The sequence below is a fragment of the Zunongwangia sp. HGR-M22 genome (assembly GCF_027594425.1).
In the GTDB taxonomy this organism is placed as follows: domain Bacteria; phylum Bacteroidota; class Bacteroidia; order Flavobacteriales; family Flavobacteriaceae; genus Zunongwangia.
In genome coordinates this window covers 3,174,073-3,193,981 of record NZ_CP115159.1, presented here as the reverse complement: position 1 = coordinate 3,193,981, position 19,909 = coordinate 3,174,073, and the positions used below count along the sequence as shown (strand labels likewise).

General features: G+C 36.0%; 17 protein-coding genes. 14 read left to right on the top strand and 3 right to left on the bottom strand.

The window, feature by feature from the left end:
* Positions 1-33: 33 nt before the first annotated feature.
* From PBT91_RS13815 to PBT91_RS13800, 4 genes are read left to right on the top strand one after another with little or no spacing between them, the layout of a single operon-like run.
* Positions 34-2,343, top strand: a complete 2,310-nt coding sequence (locus PBT91_RS13815) for a glycoside hydrolase family 3 protein (RefSeq protein ID WP_270059043.1) — start codon at positions 34-36, stop codon at positions 2,341-2,343.
* A gap of 6 nt (positions 2,344-2,349) precedes the next feature.
* The gene (locus tag PBT91_RS13810) at positions 2,350-3,231 is read left to right on the top strand and encodes an alpha/beta hydrolase (RefSeq protein ID WP_270059042.1); all 882 of its coding nucleotides are present in this window, start codon (positions 2,350-2,352) and stop codon (positions 3,229-3,231) included.
* Between the two features lie 10 nt (positions 3,232-3,241).
* Positions 3,242-5,599, top strand: coding sequence for a beta-glucosidase family protein (locus PBT91_RS13805; RefSeq protein WP_270059041.1), 2,358 nt, complete (start codon positions 3,242-3,244; stop codon positions 5,597-5,599).
* A gap of 17 nt (positions 5,600-5,616) precedes the next feature.
* Entirely contained in the window at positions 5,617-7,290 is a 1,674-nt protein-coding gene (locus PBT91_RS13800; RefSeq protein ID WP_270059040.1) for a sulfatase family protein, read from the top strand.
* Between the two features lie 79 nt (positions 7,291-7,369).
* On the opposite strand, the gene PBT91_RS13795 is transcribed toward PBT91_RS13800, so the two are convergent.
* The 3 genes from PBT91_RS13795 to PBT91_RS13785 form a co-directional block, all read right to left on the bottom strand.
* Entirely contained in the window at positions 7,370-8,065 is a 696-nt protein-coding gene (locus PBT91_RS13795; RefSeq protein ID WP_270059039.1) for a nitroreductase family protein, read from the bottom strand.
* A 93-nt stretch (positions 8,066-8,158) separates the two neighbouring features.
* On the bottom strand, positions 8,159-9,064 hold the full coding sequence (locus tag PBT91_RS13790) for a bifunctional metallophosphatase/5'-nucleotidase (protein ID WP_270059038.1): 906 nt from the start codon (positions 9,062-9,064) through the stop codon (positions 8,159-8,161).
* A 15-nt stretch (positions 9,065-9,079) separates the two neighbouring features.
* On the bottom strand, positions 9,080-9,844 hold the full coding sequence (locus PBT91_RS13785; protein WP_270059037.1) for a 5'-nucleotidase C-terminal domain-containing protein: 765 nt from the start codon (positions 9,842-9,844) through the stop codon (positions 9,080-9,082).
* A 332-nt stretch (positions 9,845-10,176) separates the two neighbouring features.
* On the opposite strand from PBT91_RS13785, the gene dapA reads away from it, so the two are divergent.
* From dapA to coaE, 10 genes are all read left to right on the top strand, one after another.
* Complete coding sequence (gene dapA, locus PBT91_RS13780; RefSeq protein ID WP_270061471.1) at positions 10,177-11,067, top strand: 4-hydroxy-tetrahydrodipicolinate synthase; 891 nt, start codon at positions 10,177-10,179, stop codon at positions 11,065-11,067.
* Between the two features lie 198 nt (positions 11,068-11,265).
* Positions 11,266-12,099 (top strand): outer membrane protein assembly factor BamD, encoded by an 834-nt coding sequence (locus PBT91_RS13775; protein WP_333474193.1) that lies wholly within the window; start codon positions 11,266-11,268, stop codon positions 12,097-12,099.
* 10 nt (positions 12,100-12,109) lie between these two features.
* On the top strand, positions 12,110-12,442 hold the full coding sequence (locus PBT91_RS13770; protein WP_270059035.1) for a DNA-directed RNA polymerase subunit omega: 333 nt from the start codon (positions 12,110-12,112) through the stop codon (positions 12,440-12,442).
* Between the two features lie 30 nt (positions 12,443-12,472).
* Positions 12,473-13,675 (top strand): bifunctional phosphopantothenoylcysteine decarboxylase/phosphopantothenate--cysteine ligase CoaBC, encoded by a 1,203-nt coding sequence (gene coaBC / locus PBT91_RS13765; protein WP_270059034.1) that lies wholly within the window; start codon positions 12,473-12,475, stop codon positions 13,673-13,675.
* Positions 13,668-14,552 carry a type IX secretion system protein PorD gene (gene porD / locus PBT91_RS13760; protein WP_270059033.1) on the top strand — a complete coding sequence of 295 codons (885 nt, stop codon included), beginning with the start codon at positions 13,668-13,670 and terminating at the stop codon, positions 14,550-14,552. The genes coaBC and porD overlap by 8 nt, the downstream gene beginning before the upstream one ends.
* A 71-nt stretch (positions 14,553-14,623) precedes the next feature.
* Positions 14,624-16,279, top strand: coding sequence for a DNA repair protein RecN (gene recN, locus PBT91_RS13755; RefSeq protein WP_270059032.1), 1,656 nt, complete (start codon positions 14,624-14,626; stop codon positions 16,277-16,279).
* A 77-nt stretch (positions 16,280-16,356) separates the two neighbouring features.
* On the top strand, positions 16,357-17,184 hold the full coding sequence (locus PBT91_RS13750) for an enoyl-ACP reductase FabI (RefSeq protein ID WP_270059031.1): 828 nt from the start codon (positions 16,357-16,359) through the stop codon (positions 17,182-17,184).
* A gap of 136 nt (positions 17,185-17,320) precedes the next feature.
* Positions 17,321-18,328 carry a glycosyltransferase gene (locus PBT91_RS13745; RefSeq protein ID WP_270059030.1) on the top strand — a complete coding sequence of 336 codons (1,008 nt, stop codon included), beginning with the start codon at positions 17,321-17,323 and terminating at the stop codon, positions 18,326-18,328.
* Positions 18,321-19,277: a YbbR-like domain-containing protein gene (locus PBT91_RS13740; protein WP_270059029.1), complete on the top strand. Its 957-nt coding sequence runs from the start codon at positions 18,321-18,323 to the stop codon at positions 19,275-19,277. The genes PBT91_RS13745 and PBT91_RS13740 overlap by 8 nt, the downstream gene beginning before the upstream one ends.
* Positions 19,274-19,870 (top strand): dephospho-CoA kinase, encoded by a 597-nt coding sequence (gene coaE, locus PBT91_RS13735; protein WP_270059028.1) that lies wholly within the window; start codon positions 19,274-19,276, stop codon positions 19,868-19,870. The genes PBT91_RS13740 and coaE overlap by 4 nt, the downstream gene beginning before the upstream one ends.
* Positions 19,871-19,909: the final 39 nt, after the last annotated feature.

The following is a 19,909-nucleotide window of genomic DNA, read 5'->3' as shown; positions in this document are numbered from 1 at the left end:
TGAATGCTTTTGGCTTTTTTAAAAAGTATTATAATGAAAACAAAAACTTGCTTAGTACTAAGCTTAGCCTTAGGAATTCAAATGGGATTTTCACAACAAAATGATATAAAAACAGTAACCAGTAAATCGGGTACTGTTTTGAAGTATCATAAAAATTCTGGTGTAAAAATCATCAAAGACGGTAAAGAATCGTTTAAAGATTTAAATAAAAACGGAAAGCTAGACGCTTACGAAGATTGGCGTCTTCCTGTAGAAGAGCGTGCTAAAGATTTGGCTTCAAAAATGTCTGTCGAGCAAATCGCAGGATTAATGTTGTATAGTCAGCATCAATCCATTCCTTCCGGAGAGGTTGGTTTTGGAGCCGGAACTTATAATGGAAAACCGTTTTCTGAAAGCGGAGCTGAAGCTTCTGCAATATCAGATCAGCAAAAACAATTTTTAAAAGACGATAATTTACGCCACGTTTTACTTACTGCGGTAAAATCGCCGGAAGTTGCGGCGAAATGGAATAACAATGTGCAAGCTTATGTAGAAGGTTTGGGCTTAGGGATTCCTGCAAATAACAGTTCAGACCCAAGAAATACGGCAGAAGTTACTTCAGAATTTAATGCCGGTGCCGGTGGTACGATTTCATTATGGCCTGATGGTTTAGCAATGGGCGCTACTTTCGATCCGGAACTGGTAAAACAGTTTGGAGAAATGGCTTCTAAAGAATATCGTGCTTTGGGTATTACCACAGCACTTTCGCCTCAGGTAGATTTGGGAACCGAACCACGTTGGTACCGTATTGCTTACGTATTTAGTGAATCTCCGGAATTGGTAAAAGCAATGGGGAAAGCTTATATCGAAGGTTTCCAAACTTCAGATAAAGACTCAGAAATTAACAGTGGTTGGGGCTACCAAAGCGTTAATGCGATGGTAAAACACTGGCCTGGCGGAGGTCCGGAAGAAGGTGGGCGAGATGCGCACTGGGCAATGGGAAAATTTGCGGTTTATCCGGGAGATAATTTTTCAGATCACTTAAAACCGTTTACCGAAGGAGCTTTTAAATTAGATGGTGGTACCGAAAAAGCTTCTGCGGTAATGCCATATTACACCATTAGTTTTGATCGTGACGATGTTTATAAAGAAAATGTAGGTAACGGTTTCAGTAAATATATGATTACTGAGTTACTTCGTGATCAATATGGGTACGACGGAGTGGTGTGTACCGACTGGTTAATCACTTCAGATGAAGGCGCAACACCAGCTACTTTTGCCGGAAAACCTTGGGGAACCGAAGAACTTTCTATAGCCGAGCGTCATTATAAAGTGCTAAAAGCGGGTGTAGATCAATTTGGTGGAAACAACGAAAAAGGCCCTGTTTTAGAAGCTTACCAAATGGGAGTTGAAGAGTTTGGAGAAGATTATATGCGTAAGCGCTTTGAGCGTTCTGCCGTTCGTTTACTAAAAAATATCTTTAGAACTGGATTGTTTGAAAATCCATATGTAGATGTGGAAGAAACCAAAGCGATTGTTGGGAATGCCGAGTTTATGAAAGCGGGTTATAAAGCACAGGTAAAATCTGTGGTGATGCTGAAAAACAAAAATCAAGTATTACCTATAAAAGAAAAGCAAACGGTTTACATTCCTAAAATTTATACGCCGGTTGCAACCGATTGGTGGGGAAATGCTACTGAAGCACATTTCGATTATCCGGTAGATATCGATTTGATCAAAAAATATTATAAGGTTACCGAAGACCCAAAAAAGGCAGATTTTGCACTAGTTTTTGTAAGAAATCCGCAAACTAAAGAAGCGGGTTATAGCGAAGTAGATCGTAAAGAAGGAGGTAACGGGTATGTGCCTATTTCATTGCAGTATGAAACTTACACGGCCACGACTGCAAGAGAACACAGTATCGCTGCGGGAGATCCGGTGATTGACCCTGAAATTAAAGATCGATCGTACAAAGGAAAATCTTCTACTTCTTCCTATATTATGGATCTACGAACCATAGAAGATACTAAAATGTTGATGGGAGATAAGCCGGTTATTGTTTCAGTAACCGCAAATAAACCAATGATTTTTAGTGAATTCGAATCTCAGGTAGACGGTATTGTACTCAACTTTGGGGTTTCAACGCAAGCAGTGCTAGATATCGTTTCAGGTAAAGATGAACCTTCAGGATTATTGCCAGTTCAAATGCCAGCTAATATGGAAACGGTAGAAGCGCAACAAGAAGATGTGCCTTTCGATATGATTCCATATGAAGATTCAGAAGGAAATACCTACGATTTCGGTTATGGTCTAGACTGGAATGGTGTAATTAAAGATGAAAGGGTAACGAAATATAAAAAATAAGATAAAATGAAAAATTTATCAAAAATAATAACTATTGCTGTTTTATTGCTGGCTGTTTTTCAGCTTAGCGCACAAGATCAGGTCATAAAACTTTATGACGGAAAAGCTCCTGGTTCTGAAGATTGGAACTGGCAGGAGGCCCAAAAGTACTCTGATTTATTTCAAACTCAAGTAGTTTATAATGTAACCGATCCTGAATTACTAGTTTTTAAACCCGAAAATCCAAACGGAACCGCAATTATTATTGCTCCGGGCGGTGGTTTTCAAACTTTATCGATTAATAGAGAAGGGATAGATGTAGCTAAAGAATTAGCGGCAAAAGGCATAACTGCTTTTGTGTTGAAATATCGTTTAATTCACTCAAAAACAGATACACCAGCAAAAGAGTTGATGGAAGGTTTAAAAGATCGTGATGTACATTATAAAAGATCTGCTGCCGTACAGAAACTAGCGGGTGAAGATTGTAAAGCAGCTATTCAATATGTAAGAAATAACGCTGATAAGTTTGGTATTAATACCGATAAAGTAGGTGTTATTGGTTTTTCTGCGGGAGCAACGGTGATTCTTAGAACTGTTTTAGGCGAAGCAAATTCAGCAACTTTACCCAATTTTGCAGCTTCCCTTTATGGCGGGCCTAGCGATGAGTTAATGGCTAAAGATGTTCCAGAAATTCCGTTGTTCATCTCAGCTGCAAGTGACGATCAATTAAAATTAGCACCAAAAAGTGTTGCTTTATATAGCAAATGGCTTCAAGCCGAATATCCGGTAGAGCTGCATATGTATGCAAAAGGTGGACACGGCTTTGGAATGAAAACTCAAAATTTACCGGTCGATACTTGGTACAAGCGTTTTGAAGACTGGTTAACTCAATATAAATACCTCAAATAAATAATAAGTAATGAAAAAGAATTTTAAGAAATTAGGACTCTTTGCTGTTGTTGCACTTGGAAGTGTTCAACTAACGACGGCTCAAAAAGCACCGCAGTTAGGGAAAGCTTCTGTAGATGAAGTGATCAAAGCAATGACACCGGAAGAAAAAGTAGATTTATTAGTAGGTCCCGGGATGCCGGGCTACGCAGGTTTGGTGCCTCTAGAAGGTGAGCCTGACGTACGTGTGTTAGGACAAGCCGGAGGAAATGAAGAAGTGAACCGTTTAGGAATACCTAAAACCGTTTTTGCCGATGGTCCTGCGGGATTACGAATTCAACCGAAAAGAGAAAATAACCCGAACACCTATTATGCTACGGCGTTTCCGGTAGGAACTGCCTTGGCTTCTTCTTGGAACACCGAGTTGATTGAAGAAGTTGGTAAAGCAATGGGTGAAGAAGTAAAAGAATATGGGGTAGATGTTTTATTGGCTCCTGCTTTAAATATTCATAGAAACCCATTAAACGGAAGAAATTTCGAGTATTATTCGGAAGATCCTTTAGTGGCTGGTAAAATTGCTTCAGCTTACGTAAAAGGAATTCAATCTCACGATGTAGGTACTTCTATTAAGCATTTTGCAGCAAACAATCAAGAAACCAATCGTTTGTCAGTTAATGCACATATTACCGAGCGTGCAATGCGTGAAATCTATTTACGTGGTTTCGAAATTGCGGTAAAAGAAGCACAGCCTTGGACGGTAATGACGGCTTACAATAAAATTAATGGCGTGTATGCTTCTGCCAACGAAGATTTACTAACCAAAGTGTTAAGAGACGAATGGGGGTATAAAGGCTTGGTAATGACCGATTGGTTTGGTGGTTACCCTGGTTTTACTTCGATTAATGAAAAAACTAGCGTAAGTGATGTTGTTGCTCAGATGGAAGCTGGTAACGATTTATTGATGCCAGGTACTCAAAACCAAAAAGATGCTTTAATCAAAGCCATTAAAGAAGGTAAAGTAGATGAAGCAGCGATCGATAGAAATCTGCGTCATATTTTAAATTATATTTTAGAAACACCTACTGTAGCTAAATATAAGTATAGCGATGATCCAGACTTAAAAGCGCACGCTGAAGTAACACGTAACGCAGCTACAGAAGGAATGGTTTTATTAAAAAACGAAGACAACGCATTGCCTTATACCAGTAAAAAAGGCACCGTAGCTGTTTTTGGAGATACCTCTTACGATTTTATCGCCGGTGGTACGGGTAGTGGCGATGTAAATGAAGCCTATACCGTTTCTTTAATCGAAGGTTTAACCAATGCAGGTTATACCATCGATAACGATCTTCAAGAAGCTTATGTTCCTTTTGTGAAAGAAGCTACAGCAAAAGAAATGAAGCGTCGTAAAGAAGAAGGTGGTTTATTAGCTTCTGTACAACGAATCCCAGAAATGCCTTTAGATAAAGAAATGCTAGCTGAAAAAGCAAAATCTTCTGAGGTCGCCGTAATTACTATTGGTAGAAATGCCGGAGAGCAACACGATAGAAAAATAAATAACGATTTCTATTTAGGGCAAGATGAAATTAAAATGATCAATTCTGTAAGTGATGCTTTTCACGCCGAACGTAAAAAAGTGATCGTCATTTTAAACATTGGCGGAGTGATTGAAACTGCCAGCTGGAAAGATAAAGTAGATGCTGTTTTATTAGCGTGGCAAGCCGGACAAGAAGGAGGAAACTCTGTTGCCGATGTATTCTCTGGAGCTAAAAATCCTTCCGGAAAATTAACAATGACCTTCCCAATGGATTATAACAACGAACCTTCTGCAGCTAACTTCCCAGGCGTTCCTGCAAACGATCCTAAAGAAGTATTTTACGAAGAAGATGTTTATGTTGGGTACCGTTATTTTAATACCTTTAATGTAAAACCATCTTACGAGTTTGGTTTTGGTAAATCGTATACCACTTTTGAATATTCAGATTTAAAATTCAGTACAAACAATTTTAAAGATGAAATAGAAGTTTCTGTAAAAGTGAAGAACACAGGTAAAGTTGCAGGTAAAGAAGTAGTACAAGTTTATGTTGCTGCTCCTGCAAAAATGGTAGATAAACCTTCAGCAGAATTGCGTGCATTTGGTAAAACAAAAGTTCTAAAACCAGGAAAATCAGAGAAGTTAACCTTTACTCTAAAAGCAAGAGACCTTGCTTCTTTTGTAGATGCAAAAAGCGCTTGGATTGCTGAAAAAGGAACCTATACCGTAAAAATTGGAGCTTCGTCTTTAGACATTAAAATGGCTAAGAATTTTACGCTAGATCAAGATATCACTGTAGAAGAAGTGAACAATACGTTTGATCTTGATGTTGAAATGGAAACTCTGAAAAATTAATTTTAAAACTATTAAAAATGAGCATTAAAAAATCTAATTTTTTAATGCTTCTTCTTGTTGTTGGAGCTCTTTTTTCCTGTAAAAATGAAAAAGGCAGTAGCGAAAACAAGGAAGAAGAAGCAACCAAAAAAAGGCCAAATATCGTATTCATCATCAGTGATGATCACGCATATCAAGCGATAAGTTCTTATGGAGGCCGTTTAGCTGAAATTGCCCCAACTCCTAATATCGATAGGATTTCTGAAGAAGGTATGCGGTTTAATAATGCCTTGGTTACAAATTCTATTTGTGGACCTTCAAGAGCAACGATTCTTACTGGGAAATACAGCCATAAAAACGGATTTGTAGACAATACTATTGGTACCAAATTCGATTTTAGTCAGCAAACATTTGGCGAATTACTACAACAAGCGGGTTATAAAACCGGAGTTTTAGGGAAATTGCATTTAGGAACTACGCCTACTAAAGGTTTTGATTATATCGATATTTTACCGGGACAGGGATCTTATTATAATCCTACTTTTGTTAATGAAGAAGGGCAATATCAGGTAGAAGGCTATGCTACTGAAATTATTACAGATAAAGCCATTGAGTGGATGGACGGTGTAAAAAATGATGAAGAACCTTTTATGCTGTTTTTAGGTCATAAATCTCCGCACAGACCTTGGCAACCCGGTCCTAATGAGTTAGGAATGTACGAAGGTGTAGAAATCCCCGAACCAGAAACATTATTTGATGATTATTCTGGGAATAGAGAAGTAGCTGCGTTAAATTATATGTCTATTTCTGATGCAATGAAAATGGAGCAGGACATTAAAATTACCGATCAGCCACAAGCCGGTTTTAACGAGAAGCAGCAAAAAGCCTGGGACTCTATTTACGATCCTATTATTAAAAAATTCAGAAATGATAAACCTACCGGTAAAGACTTAACCCGTTTTAAATATCAGCGCTATATGAGGGATTATTTAGCCTCGGTAGCTGGTGTAGATAAAGGTGTAGGGAAAGTATTGGATTATTTAAAAGAAGCAGGTTTGGATGAAAATACTATTGTGATTTATACCTCAGATCAAGGATTTTATTTAGGCGAACACGGTTGGTTCGACAAAAGATGGATGTACAAAGAATCTTTAAAAACCCCTTTACTTGTAAAATGGCCGGGCAAAGTAAAAGCCGGTACCGTTAATAACGATTTGGTTTCTAATTTAGATTTTGCTGAAACATTTTTAGATATCGCCGAAACCAAAATTCCTGATGATATGCAAGGTAGAAGTTTAGTGCCTGTTTTAGAGGGAAACACTCCTGAAGACTGGAGAGATGCACATTATTATCATTATTACGAGCATCCATCTGAGCATAATGTAAGACGTCATTACGGGATCACTACCGATAAATATAAATTAATACATTTTTATTACGATATGGATGTGTGGGAATTATATGATCTGGAAAAAGATCCTAATGAAATGCAGAATGTTTATGGAGATCCTGCTTACGATGAAGTAAAAAAAGAACTGCACAAAAGGCTTGAAGCTTTACGCGATAAATATGATGATAACGATAGTTTAAATCAAAAATATATCGAAGAATATAAAGAGAAAGTAAAAGAGAATCCTTTAGTAGAATACTGGAAATTAGAACCTGAAGAAATGAAAAGATTATATCAGGAATATTTAGAAAAACAGAAATAAAGGATTTGCTTAAAAACAAAAAGCCTTATCATTTTGATAAGGCTTTTTTATGCATTGAAATATTTTCTAAGTGAAAAACTTATTTCTTTAAATCACCAATAGATTTATCCATAGGCTCTTCGTTATATTCAGCGGCATCAGCTATGGTCATTTCGCTAATAAAATCTTCTTTAGGCGTACGTACTTTTTTCATGTTTACCAACCAGTCGTTTTCTTCTTCACGGTATCCCAATGGTAGTAAAAGCGTACTCTTATAACCACTTCCTTCCAATTTAAGAAGTTTGTCCAGTTGTTCAGGCACAAAACCTTCTACCGGTGTAGCATCAACTTTTTGCTCGGCAGCTGCGGCGATAGCCATGGCGAAAGAAATATAACTTTGCTTAGAAGCATGTTCGGCTTGCCAAGTTTGTCCTAATGGCTCGTATAAACTTAAGATATTAGCTTTGTAATCGTCCATCGTTTCGTGGGGTAAACCACGCTCGTCCATCGTGTAATTAAAAACTTCAGAAACACGTTCGTTGCTGTAATGATCCCATGCAGCAAAAACTAGAAGATGAGAACAATCGGTAATCTGACTCTGATTCCAAGAAATTCCTTTTATTTTCTCTAATAAAGCTTTGTCTGAAATTACAATAATCTTATACGGCTGTAAGCCTGAAGAAGAAGGAGCTAAACGTGCCGCTTCTAATATATAATCCAATTTATCTTGAGGCACTTTTTTGCCATTCATTTTTTTGGTGGCATATCGCCAATGTAAATCTTCTAATAAACTCATTGTGCTATTTTTTTAAGTAGTGCCTTAGGCGTTGTAAAGATCATTTGCTTACAAAATAAACAATTTTAGATCTTCGATTATAGATATTCTGAATTAAACCTGCATACTTTTACCGTTGCTAACAGAAGGTTTTTTTCCGTTTAAATAAAAATCAATTCGGCCTAGATAAAGTCCGTAACATCCTACTTGATTAATCATTACCTCTTTGTCTACTTTGTTTTTAATCACAGTAGGTTTGTTTAAAAAAGTATGGGTGTGACCTCCAATAATTAAATCGATATTATCGGTTTTAGCGGCTAATTTATGGTCATCCATTTTTTGGCTGTCATATTTATATCCCAGGTGAGAGAGACAAATAACGAGATCGCAGTTTTCTTCGTTTTTCAAAACGTTACTCATGTCTGTGGCCATTTCAACAGGATCCAGATACTTCGTTTCTTTGTATAGCTTATCGTTAACCAGACCTTTTAATTCTATTCCTACACCAAAAACGCCGATTTTAATATCGCTTTTTGTGAAAATTTTGTACGGTTTTGTGTGCCCGTCCATAATAGTATTACTGAAATCGTAATTTGAGATCAGAAAATCAAAATCTGCATGAGGAAGTTGAGCATATAAACCATCGATTCCGTTATCAAAATCATGATTACCTAAAGTAGAAGCATCATACTTTAATTTGCTCATTAATTTGAATTCCAGCTCGCCGCCATAAAAATTAAAATACGGCGTTCCCTGAAAAATATCTCCGGCATCCAACAAAAGCGTATTAGGGTTTTCACGCCTTATTCTTTCAATTAAAACAGCTCTTTTAGCTACTCCGCCCATGTTTGGATTCCTATGGTGATCTGGGCCAAATGCTTCGATATGACTGTGTACATCGTTAGTATGAAGTATAGTAATGTGTTTTGGAGCTTCAGTAAAACTAAGTGAAGATAAACCACCTAATCCTACAAATGCTGAAGCTGCTGATGTTTGCTGAATAAAATTTCTTCTTTTCATAATGTTTATTTTCAGCTATTCTTTAATAAATCTATCGTCTTGTGTAGCCGTAATGGTATCGGTTTTTTCAAAATAATCGATAATAGCATTTCTCAATTTATAATCGATATTGTATAAATTAACTGGATCTTTAAAAAAGTTCATACTATCTCCACCTTGTTGTAAATAATCTGAAGTTGCTATGAAATAATTTTGAGATTCATTAATTTTTTGTCCGTTTACACTGGCTTCAGTAATGTGATAATCTTTATCCATATTTATTTTTATGCCGCTAACAGGATGTGCAGATTTTCCTTTTTCAAGATAAGAAAGTAAGTCTTTTACCTTTTTCCCAGATAATTCAGCAATTACAATTTGATTTTCAAAAGGCATCATGTTGTAGGCATCACGCGTTGTAATATCCCCTTTATTTAATTCGGCACGAATACCGCCATAATTCAGCAAAACAAAATCAATAGAATTACCGGTGCGATTTTCAAAAACAGGATTAGATTGTTCCATCACAATATCGGCCATTAGATTACCAATACCGGTATTCATCCCCTTTTCTCCTTTGCTTAAGACAGTTGGATTGTAGGCTATGGGCGTATCTAAGGTTTCATTAAGATGTTCTTTATAGGGAGCAATGTAATCTTCGATTTCTTTATCTGCTGAAATTGTGCTATCGATAGGAATTTCTTTGGCTTCAATTTGAGTCTTGGAATTTCCGGGGCCAGATTTACAGGCCGAAAAAGTAAGTATACTTATTGCTGAAAAAAATAATAGAATGTTTCTTTTCATAGAAATTTAAAATTGCGCTACAAAGGTAAACAGATTCAGAAAGTATGCCGTTTTTCTTCCGAAGAAATTAATGAAGGTAGGCGATAATGTGTATTTATTGTAACAAAAAAAACAAACCTGTTAAATATAGAAATAGGTAGCGATATTGAGGATCTCCTGCTAGTAAAATTCTATATGAAATTATTTACATTTGTCGACCAGCATCATGTGAAATTTGCTTGAATAAAGCTTTTGATAAAATAGGAATTTATTAACTGAAGAGTGAGAGTTAGTATAGGTTACTATTTAAAAATGACGCTGAAATATTGATGAAATTAAACGAATACGAGAAGATGAGCGCGTTTGTAGGCACAGGAGTGGCATTAGTAACTCCTTTTAAAAATGATCTAAGTGTAGATTTTGAAGCTTTAGAGCGATTGGTAGAAGATCAAATCGCAAATGGTATCGATTATCTTGTAGTTTTAGGAACTACAGGAGAATATACAACGCTTACTAAACAGGAAAAAGAACAGGTAATTAAATGTATTGTTACAGTAAATAATGGTCGTCTTCCTTTGGTTTTAGGGATAGGAGGAAATAATACTATGGCTGTGGTAGACGAAGTTAAATCTACAAACCTTAAAGATTTTCAGGCAGTTTTATCGGTTTCTCCATATTATAGTAAACCATCGCAGGAAGGGATTTTTCAGCATTTTAAAATGATAGCAGAAGCATCACCGCTACCTATAATTTTATATAATGTACCTGGAAGAACAGGATCTAATATGTTGCCAGAAACTATTGCTAGAATTGCTCTGGAATGTGATAATGTAATAGGAGTGAAGGAAGCAGCGGGAGATATAGTACAGGCTATGAAGTTGATTAGTCTTGTGCCAGAAGATTTTAAAGTGATTTCTGGTGACGATATGATTACACTGCCAATGACGCTTGCTGGTGGAGCAGGAGTGATTTCTGTAATAGGGCAGGCATTTCCTGCTGAATTTTCCCAAATGGTACAATTAGGTTTGGAAGGAAACGCAAAAGAAGCCTACCAAATACATTACAAAATAGCGCCTTCTATAGATTTGGCTTTTGCTGAAGGTAATCCGGTAGGTATTAAAGCAATATTAGAGAAAAAAGGAATCTGCGATAAAAATGTAAGATTGCCTTTGGTAAATGCTTCAGAAGGATTGCAAAACAAAATTGGTGAATTTATTAATCAATTTCATACCGCTATCGTTTAGCAAGAATTTGATTAATTTCGATATAAATTAAAGCTGCTTTAGGCAGCTTTTTTTCGTTTAGAGCAGAAGAAAATTTCCGAATAGAAAAATAAACTTCGCTCAGCTATAATAAATAAAGGCTTTTACTGTTAATGTTGTAGGTACGGAAAGTTTTTTTTATAATTCCAAAAACTGTACTTTTGCAAGATGTTTTTACAAATGATGAGAAAAGGATTACTCTTACTAGGTTTTATTTTTATTCTTCAGTCCTGTAGTGACTACCAAAAAGTGTTAAAAAGTGAGAATGCGGGTGATAAATACACCTTTGCTGAAAAACTTTACAATGAGGCTAAAGAAGAAGATAGCAACCGTAAATATAGAAAAGCGCTTCGTCTTTTTGAACAGATTTTACCCCAATACCGTGGAAAACCTCAGGGTGAGAAATTAAGCTATCTTTATGCCGATTCTTATTATCAGGTTGGGGATTATTATTTGTCAAGTTTTGAGTTTGAGCGATTTGTTCAATCTTATCCAAATAGTGATAAGGTAGAAGAAGCATCTTTTAAAGCGGCTAAAAGTTACTATGAAGAATCACCACGTTTCGAGTTAGATCAAACAGATACAAATAAGGCTGTAGAGGCACTACAAAATTATCTTAACAAGTATCCTGATGGTGAATATGTAGAGGAAGCCAATGTTATGGCAACCGAGCTGCGATTAAAATTAGAGAAAAAAGCATTTGAAATAGCTAAACAATATTGGAGAATTGGGGGGAATTATCGCGAAGGAAACTTTACCGCGGCAATTACCTCATTCAATAATTTTATAGCAGATTATCCTGGGACACCATATCGCGAAGAAGCGTTTTACCTAAGATTTGACGCAGCATATTCTTATGCTATTAATAGTTATAGGAATTTAATGCAAGAACGTTTACAAGAAGCGAAAGAATATTATCAGGCATACAAGAAGAGTTATCCTGATGGTGAGTATCTTGCGAATGTAGACGAAGCATACGAAGAGATACAAGCAAGGTTGAAAACTTTTAATTAGTTTAAGGAAAATGGATATTAAAAAAACTGAAGCAGCGGTTAATACTACTACGCTCGACAAAAACAAGATTGATGCCCCTACAGATAACATCTACGAGGCAATTTCAATTATCGCTAAAAGAGCTAATCAGATCAATTCAGAAATCAAAAAAGAGCTATTGGAAAAGCTGGATGAGTTTGCAACTTACAACGATAGTTTAGATGAAATTTTCGAAAATAAGGAGCAAATTGAAGTTTCTAAGTTTTACGAAAGACTTCCTAAGCCACATGCTTTGGCAGTAGAAGAGTGGTTAAGCGATAAGATTTACTATCGTAACACCAAAGATTCAGAAGAAGCAATCTAATTAAGATTCTTAATAATAGATTCTAATATTATGTCTGTACTACGAGGCAAAAAAATACTTTTGGGTATAACCGGCGGTATTGCGGCTTATAAAACGGCCTCGTTAGTTCGACTTTTTATTAAAGCCGGCGCAGAAGTCCGTGTGGTGATGACGCCGGCTGCAAAAGAATTTATTACTCCGCTTACCCTTTCTACGCTTTCCAAAAACGAAGTTTATTCTTCTTTTACTGAAGAAGAAAACGAAGTTTGGAATAATCATGTAGAACTAGGATTATGGGCAGATATTATGCTTATCGCGCCCGCAACAGCCAATACACTTTCCAAGATGGTTTCGGGTAATAGTGATAACTTTTTACTCGCAACATATGCTTCGGCCAAATGTCCGGTTTATTATGCACCTGCTATGGATCTGGATATGTACAAGCATCCTTCTACTAAAAATAATTTCGAAACTTTAGAAAATTACGGTAATCTTATGATTCCTGCGGGAACAGGAGAACTTGCTAGTGGATTAAGCGGTAAAGGAAGAATGGCCGAACCCGAAGAAATAATTAGTTTTTTAGAAAATGATTTGTCGGCATCTTTACCTTTAAAAGGTAAAAAGATAATGGTTACAGCGGGGCCAACTTACGAAGCTATAGATCCCGTACGTTTTATAGGCAATCACAGTAGTGGTAAAATGGGGTATGAAATTGCAAAAGTTGCCGCAAATTTGGGCGCTGAGGTAATTTTGGTTTCTGGTCCCACACATTTGCAGATAGAAAAAGATCTGGTGAATTTAATAAAAGTCACCAATACCCAGCAAATGTACGATGCAGTTATGGAGCATTTTGGAAGTGTACACGCAGTTATAGCAGCAGCGGCAGTTTCAGATTATACTCCAGAAAAAGTATCTGATCAAAAAATTAAAAAAGCAGATGAGAATTTAACTATAAAACTCATCAAAACACAGGATATTTTAAAAGCTTTAGGCGAAAATAAGCGTCATCAGAAATTAATTGGATTTGCTTTAGAAACTAATAACGAGTTAGAAAATGCAAAATCTAAACTGAAAAGAAAGAATCTCGATTTTGTTGTGCTAAATTCTTTACAGGATAAAGGCGCGGGTTTTCAAAGCGATACGAATAAAGTAAGTTTTGTTTTTGCTGAAGAAGTTAAAACTTTTGGGTTAAAACAGAAGTCTGAGGTAGCGCAGGACATTCTAAACGAATTAATTAATCTGTTTCATGAATAGGATAATTGCAATATTAGTTTTGTTTTCTTGCTTTCAGTTGAAGGCACAGGAACTTAATTGCAGTATTCAAATTAATGCAGAGCAAACGGGACAAGCGAACTTAAGCGTATTTAAAACCTTAAAAAGTTCCCTTCAGGAATTTGTGAATACTACGAGTTGGACGGGCCGTGAATTACCACCAGAGCAACGAATTAATTGTAGTATGTTTATCACGATTAATTCCTTTGAAGGAGAAAATTTTTCAGCCAGTATTCAGGTGCAATCTTCAAGACCTGTTTTTGGTTCAGATATGGTCTCTCCGATATTCAATTATAATGACGACGATTTTAATTTTGCATACCGAGAATATCAGCCACTAAATTATAACCAGAATTCTTATAGCTCTAATTTAGTTTCTGTAGTAAGTTTTTATGTTTATACTATTCTTGGTTTAGATGCCGATTCTTTTCAGCAGGATGGTGGGACACCTTTTTTTGAAGAAGCTAAACAAATTGTTACCGTTGCCCAGCAAAGTAATAGTGGTGGCTGGCAACCAACCGGTAATACCAGCTCTCGTTTTAGGATGAATGCAGATTTACTTTCAAATTCATTCAAAGAATACAGGAACGCCATGTACACTTACCATAGGCAAGGTTTAGATAGAATGCATGAGAATCTTGATGAAGGAAAAAAATCTATAGCTGCAGCTCTAGAAGGTTTAAGAGCTATGAATTCTATACGTCGAAATTCGCTATTGTTACGAATGTTTTTTGACGCAAAATCAGACGAAATTGTAGCTGTTTTTACTGGCGGTCCCGATGTGGGTACCAGAGGTCTTACTCAAAAGTTAACCAGTATGGCGCCAAGTTATGCTCGTAAGTGGCGACAAATTAAGTAATAATATTTATTTAGCTGGCGGTTGATTACTGCCAATATCTCCCTTATATTTAGACTCAAATTCTAAGAAAATTGCTTACATCTTTATCTATTAAAAATTACGCGTTGATCGAAGATATCAACATGAATTTGCAACCCGGTTTTACCATTATTACTGGAGAAACCGGAGCAGGAAAATCTATTATGCTGGGTGCATTAGGTTTGCTTTTGGGAAATCGGGCAGATTATAGTTCGATTAAAAATCCCGATAAAAAATGTGTGATAGAAGGAGTTTTTGATGTTTCTAATTATGGCCTAACAAACTTTTTTGAAAAAGCCGACTTAGATTACGAACCTAAAACGATAATTAGAAGAGAGATCCTAGCTTCAGGCAAATCGCGTGCTTTCGTAAATGATACGCCGGTAACTTTGGTAAGTCTTAATAGTTTAGGGAATTATTTAATAGACATCCATAGTCAGCACGAAACTTTAAGTTTAGGAAATACCGATTATCAGTTTCAGGTGATCGATACTATTGCCAACAATGAAGCTTTAAATTTAGACTATAGGGAAGCTTTAAAAGAACTTCGGGCTTTACAAAAGCGTCAGGACGTTTTAAAAGAAGAGCAGGCGCAGGCAACTAAAGAATACGATTATAATGTGTTTTTGCTGAATGAAATAGATGAAGCAAAACTAGAATCTGGAATGCTGGAAGAGCTCGAGACGCGATATGAAGAGCTGAATAACGTTGAAGAATTAACAGAGCAATTAAATGCAGCGATCAACTTTATCACTCAAGAGGAGATAGGAAGTTTAAGCACGCTTAAAGAGGTTCGAAATAATTTAGCTAAAATTTCAAGATTTTCAGCAAATTACGAAAGTATGCACGAACGTGTGCAAAGTGTTATCATCGAATTAGATGATATTAATGCAGAGTTAGAAGCCGCTTTAGAAAATACCGAAGCTGATCCTCAGGAATTAGAGAAAACCAACGATAAGCTTCAGCTAATTTACAATCTTCAGAAAAAGCATAATGTTTCAGAGATTTCAGAATTACTGGAAATAGCAGAAGAACTTAGAAAGCAGGTGGCGGTAAGTGAAAATGCAGACGAAGCTTTAGCTGAAATTGCTTCAGCAATACAAAAACAAGAAGATCGATTATCAAAATTGGCTAAAAATCTTCACGATCGCAGACAGAAAATAATTTCCCCTTTTGTAAAAGAAACCGAAGAAATATTAAGCGGATTGGGCATGCCAAATGCCAAATTGAAAATTAGCTTAGAACAAGGAGAAAAGTTTTTTGCTAATGGAAACGATACTTTAGGATGGTATTTAGCCGCAAATAAGGGCGGAAGCTTTAAAGAAATACGCAAGGCAGCTTCTGGTGGTGAGCTGTCCAGAATAATGCTTGCTGTTAAAAGTATTTTAGCAGCTCAAAGTAATTTGCCTACTATTATTTTTGATGAAATTGACACCGGTGTTTCTGGAGATATTGCACAAAAAATGGGAGAAATTTTACAGAAAATGGGACAGAGTATGCAAGTACTTGCTATAACTCACTTGCCGCAAATTGCCGGTAAAGGAAGTGCTCATTTTAAAATCTTTAAAGAAGATACCGGCGAAATTACAAGTACCAAAATACGCAAATTAGAGCGCGAGGAACGTATAGACGAACTGGCTATGATGCTTGGTGGAAAATCCATAGGAGAATCTGCGCGGGCGCATGCGGTATCGCTTCTTGAGAATTAATAGATTTTAAAAAACCTTTGGCTGCAGTGAATTTTACTATATTTACCGGCTGAAAGAATCTAAAAACATATTTCGACATGTCATATAACCTTTTAAAAGGAAAAAAAGGAATCATTTTCGGGGCTTTAGATGAGAATTCTATTGCATGGAAAACAGCCGTTAAAGCACATGAAGAGGGTGCAGAATTTGTGCTTACTAACGCACCAATTGCCATGAGAATGGGAAGCATCAAAACATTAGCTGAGCAAACCGGATCTGAAATTATTCCTGCAGATGCAACAAAAGTTGAAGACCTTGAAAATCTAGTAGATAAAGCAGTAGAAATTCTTGGCGGAAAAATCGACTTTGTACTTCACTCTATCGGAATGTCTGTAAACGTAAGAAAGGGTAATCATTACACCAATCAAAATTATGATTTCACAGCAAAAGGTTGGGATGTTTCTGCAGTATCTTTTCACAAAACCATGCAAGCGCTTTATAAAAAAGACGCCATGAACGAGTGGGGGAGTATCGTAGCGCTTTCTTATATGGCAGCACAGCGTGTATTTCCAGATTATAATGATATGGCTGATAATAAAGCATATTTAGAAAGTATCGCTCGTAGTTTTGGTTATTTCTTCGGAAAGGATAAAAAAGTGAGAGTAAATACTATTTCTCAGTCACCAACACCAACAACTGCTGGGCAGGGTGTAAAAGGTTTTGATGGATTTATTGCATACGCCGATAAAATGTCTCCACTAGGGAACGCAACAGCACAAGAGTGTGCAGAGTACACCATTACATTATTTTCTGACCTTACAAAAAAAGTAACTTTACAGAATTTATATCACGACGGAGGTTTCTCTAATGTAGGAGTAAGCCAGGAAGTTATGGAAGCTTTTGTAGAGAAAGAAGGCGAAAAGTAATTTTTGCTGAAATTTAAAACTGAATTTATCTTGAAGTTATGGCTTGGCAATATCGTTAAGCTTAGCTTAATTTGAGATAAATTCAGTTTTTCTTTTTTAACTTCACTTATTAAATCATCTTGCTATTATTCATCAGATGAATAGAGAATATTCTTTTATCGTTCCTGTTTATAACCGTCCTCAAGAGACTAGAGAATTGCTACAAAGCATGACGGCTCTAAACTTTAATCGAAAATTTGAGGTGGTTATTATCGAAGATGGTTCTAGCCATACCTCAAAAGAGGTTATTAAAGAGTTTGAAGATAAACTTCATATTAGCTATTATTTTAAAGATAATTCTGGCCCGGGTAAATCAAGGAACTATGGAATGCAAAGGGCTAAAGGAAATTACTTTCTTATTTTAGATAGCGATGTTATTTTACCTGAAGATTATTTAGCACAAGTTGATGAAGGCTTAGAAGAGAATTATTGTGATTGTTTTGGTGGTCCCGATGGGGCTCATAAAACTTTTAGCAATATTCAAAAAGCGATAGATTTTAGCATGACCTCTTTTCTTACTACCGGAGGAATTCGTGGAGGAAAAAAGGCTGTTAACAAATTTCAGCCAAGAAGTTTTAACATGGGGCTTTCTAAAGAAGCTTTTGAGGTTACCGGCGGTTTTGGTAGTATTCATCCTGGTGAAGATCCAGATCTTTCACTACGTTTGGAAAAACTTGGTTTTAAAACCTGTCTTATTCCTAAGGCAGTGGTATTTCATAAAAGAAGAATAGATTGGGAAAAGTTTTATAATCAGGTTCATAAATTTGGACTTACGCGGCCAATATTAAACCGTTGGCATAAAGGTAGCGCTAAAATCACCTACTGGTTTCCGTCTATATTTATAACCGGTTTTGTAATATCTGCACTGGCTACTCGTTTAGATATTTGGTGGATGTTAGGATTATATGTATTATATTTCCTGATATTGTTTTTAGCAGCGAGCATAAAAACCAAAAGTCTTAGAATAGGCTTTTTAGCTGTTATTGCAACTATTATTCAGTTTTTTGGATATGGTTATGGATTCATAAAATCGTCATATACCATGTTAATTCGTAAAACAGATCCGGAGGAAGCTTATCCGGGATTATTTTTTAAAGATGCGTAGTTACGGAAACATAGGAGGTAAAAAAATCAAAAAAGCCAACGTACAGGTGTTTGGTTTCTTTTTAATTTTTTCTGCAATTTTATGGGTTTTAGTTCAACTCTCTAAAGAGTATAACCGTAATGTGGAAATTCCTCTTACGTATGTAAATATGCCTCTTGATAAAAGCCTGCAAGACTCTCCTAAAAGTTTAAAATTTAATCTGGAAGCAAAAGGATTTTTATTGATTTGGAAATATCAGCTATTTAAACCGGGATTAACGATAGATCTAAGCAATACAAAAGAAGTTGGTTCGCAATTGGTATACAATATTCGGGATAATAGAAATACTATAGAGAATCAGTTAAATATAGATTTTGATAATGCTAATTTCCTTAAAGATTCTCTAGTTTTTGATTTTCAGCCCAGAAAAGAAAAACGCATCGTGGTTTTACCGAAAACCGATTTAAATTATGATGTAGGATTCTCGGCTATAGAAAATGTGCATCTTCAACCCGATAGCGTAACAGTGAGCGGCCCTCAAAATATTATAGATACCTTAACCAGTATTACTACGAAGTCCATTAAAGGTGATAATTTGAATAAAAGCATTTCTGGTACGGTGGCTATCGATACCAGTAATCTTGGGATGCTTAATTTTTACCGAAATACAGTAGACTATAACCAGAAAATCGAAAAATTTACGGAAGGAAATGTTGAAATTCCTGTTGAGGTAATTAATGTTCCAAGAGGAACAAATCTTACAATATTCCCCAAAAAAGTAATGGTATACTATCAGGTAAATCTTAAAAATTACGAATACGTAAAAGGAGAACAGTTTAAAGTTATATGTGATTTTACTGAAATTCAGGAAGGTGTTGGGTATATGTTGGCTAAAGTAAGTAAGAAGCCTAGAATTGTAAATAATGTACGTTTAAACGAGCGGAAAATTCAATTTATCATTAAAAGATGATTAAAGTAGGGCTAACAGGAGGCATAGGTGCTGGGAAAACTACAATTTCTAAAATGTTTAAGGAACTTGGAGTTCCCGTTTATATTGCTGATGATGCGGGTAAAGAACTGATGAACACATCTGCCGAGATTCGTAAGAAAATAATCGATTTATTGGGTGAAGAATCTTACAACAAGGATTTGCCCAATCGAGCTTTTATTGCTTCCAAAGTCTTTAACGACAAAGAGCTCTTAGAAAAACTGAATGCTATAATTCATCCTGCTGTAGCCCAGCATTTTAAAGAGTGGTTTAAGCGACAAACTTACCCATATATCATATACGAAGCTGCAATTTTATTCGAAAAGGGTAGTCAGAAGAACTTTGATTATACTGTTTTGGTTTCAGCGCCAAAAGAAATAAGAATTAAAAGGCTGCTTAAGCGAGAGGATAGTCTAAAAAGAGAAGATATTGAATCCAGAATGGATAATCAATGGGATGATGCCACCAAGCGTAGAATAGCCGATTTTGAGATAATTAATGAAGAAATTGAAGATTCTAAGAAACAAGTTGTACAATTAAACGATATAATCTTAAAGTCGGCTAAAATTTCCTAAGTTCTCTGTTAACATTTGGTTAAACCAGTTATGCTCTAA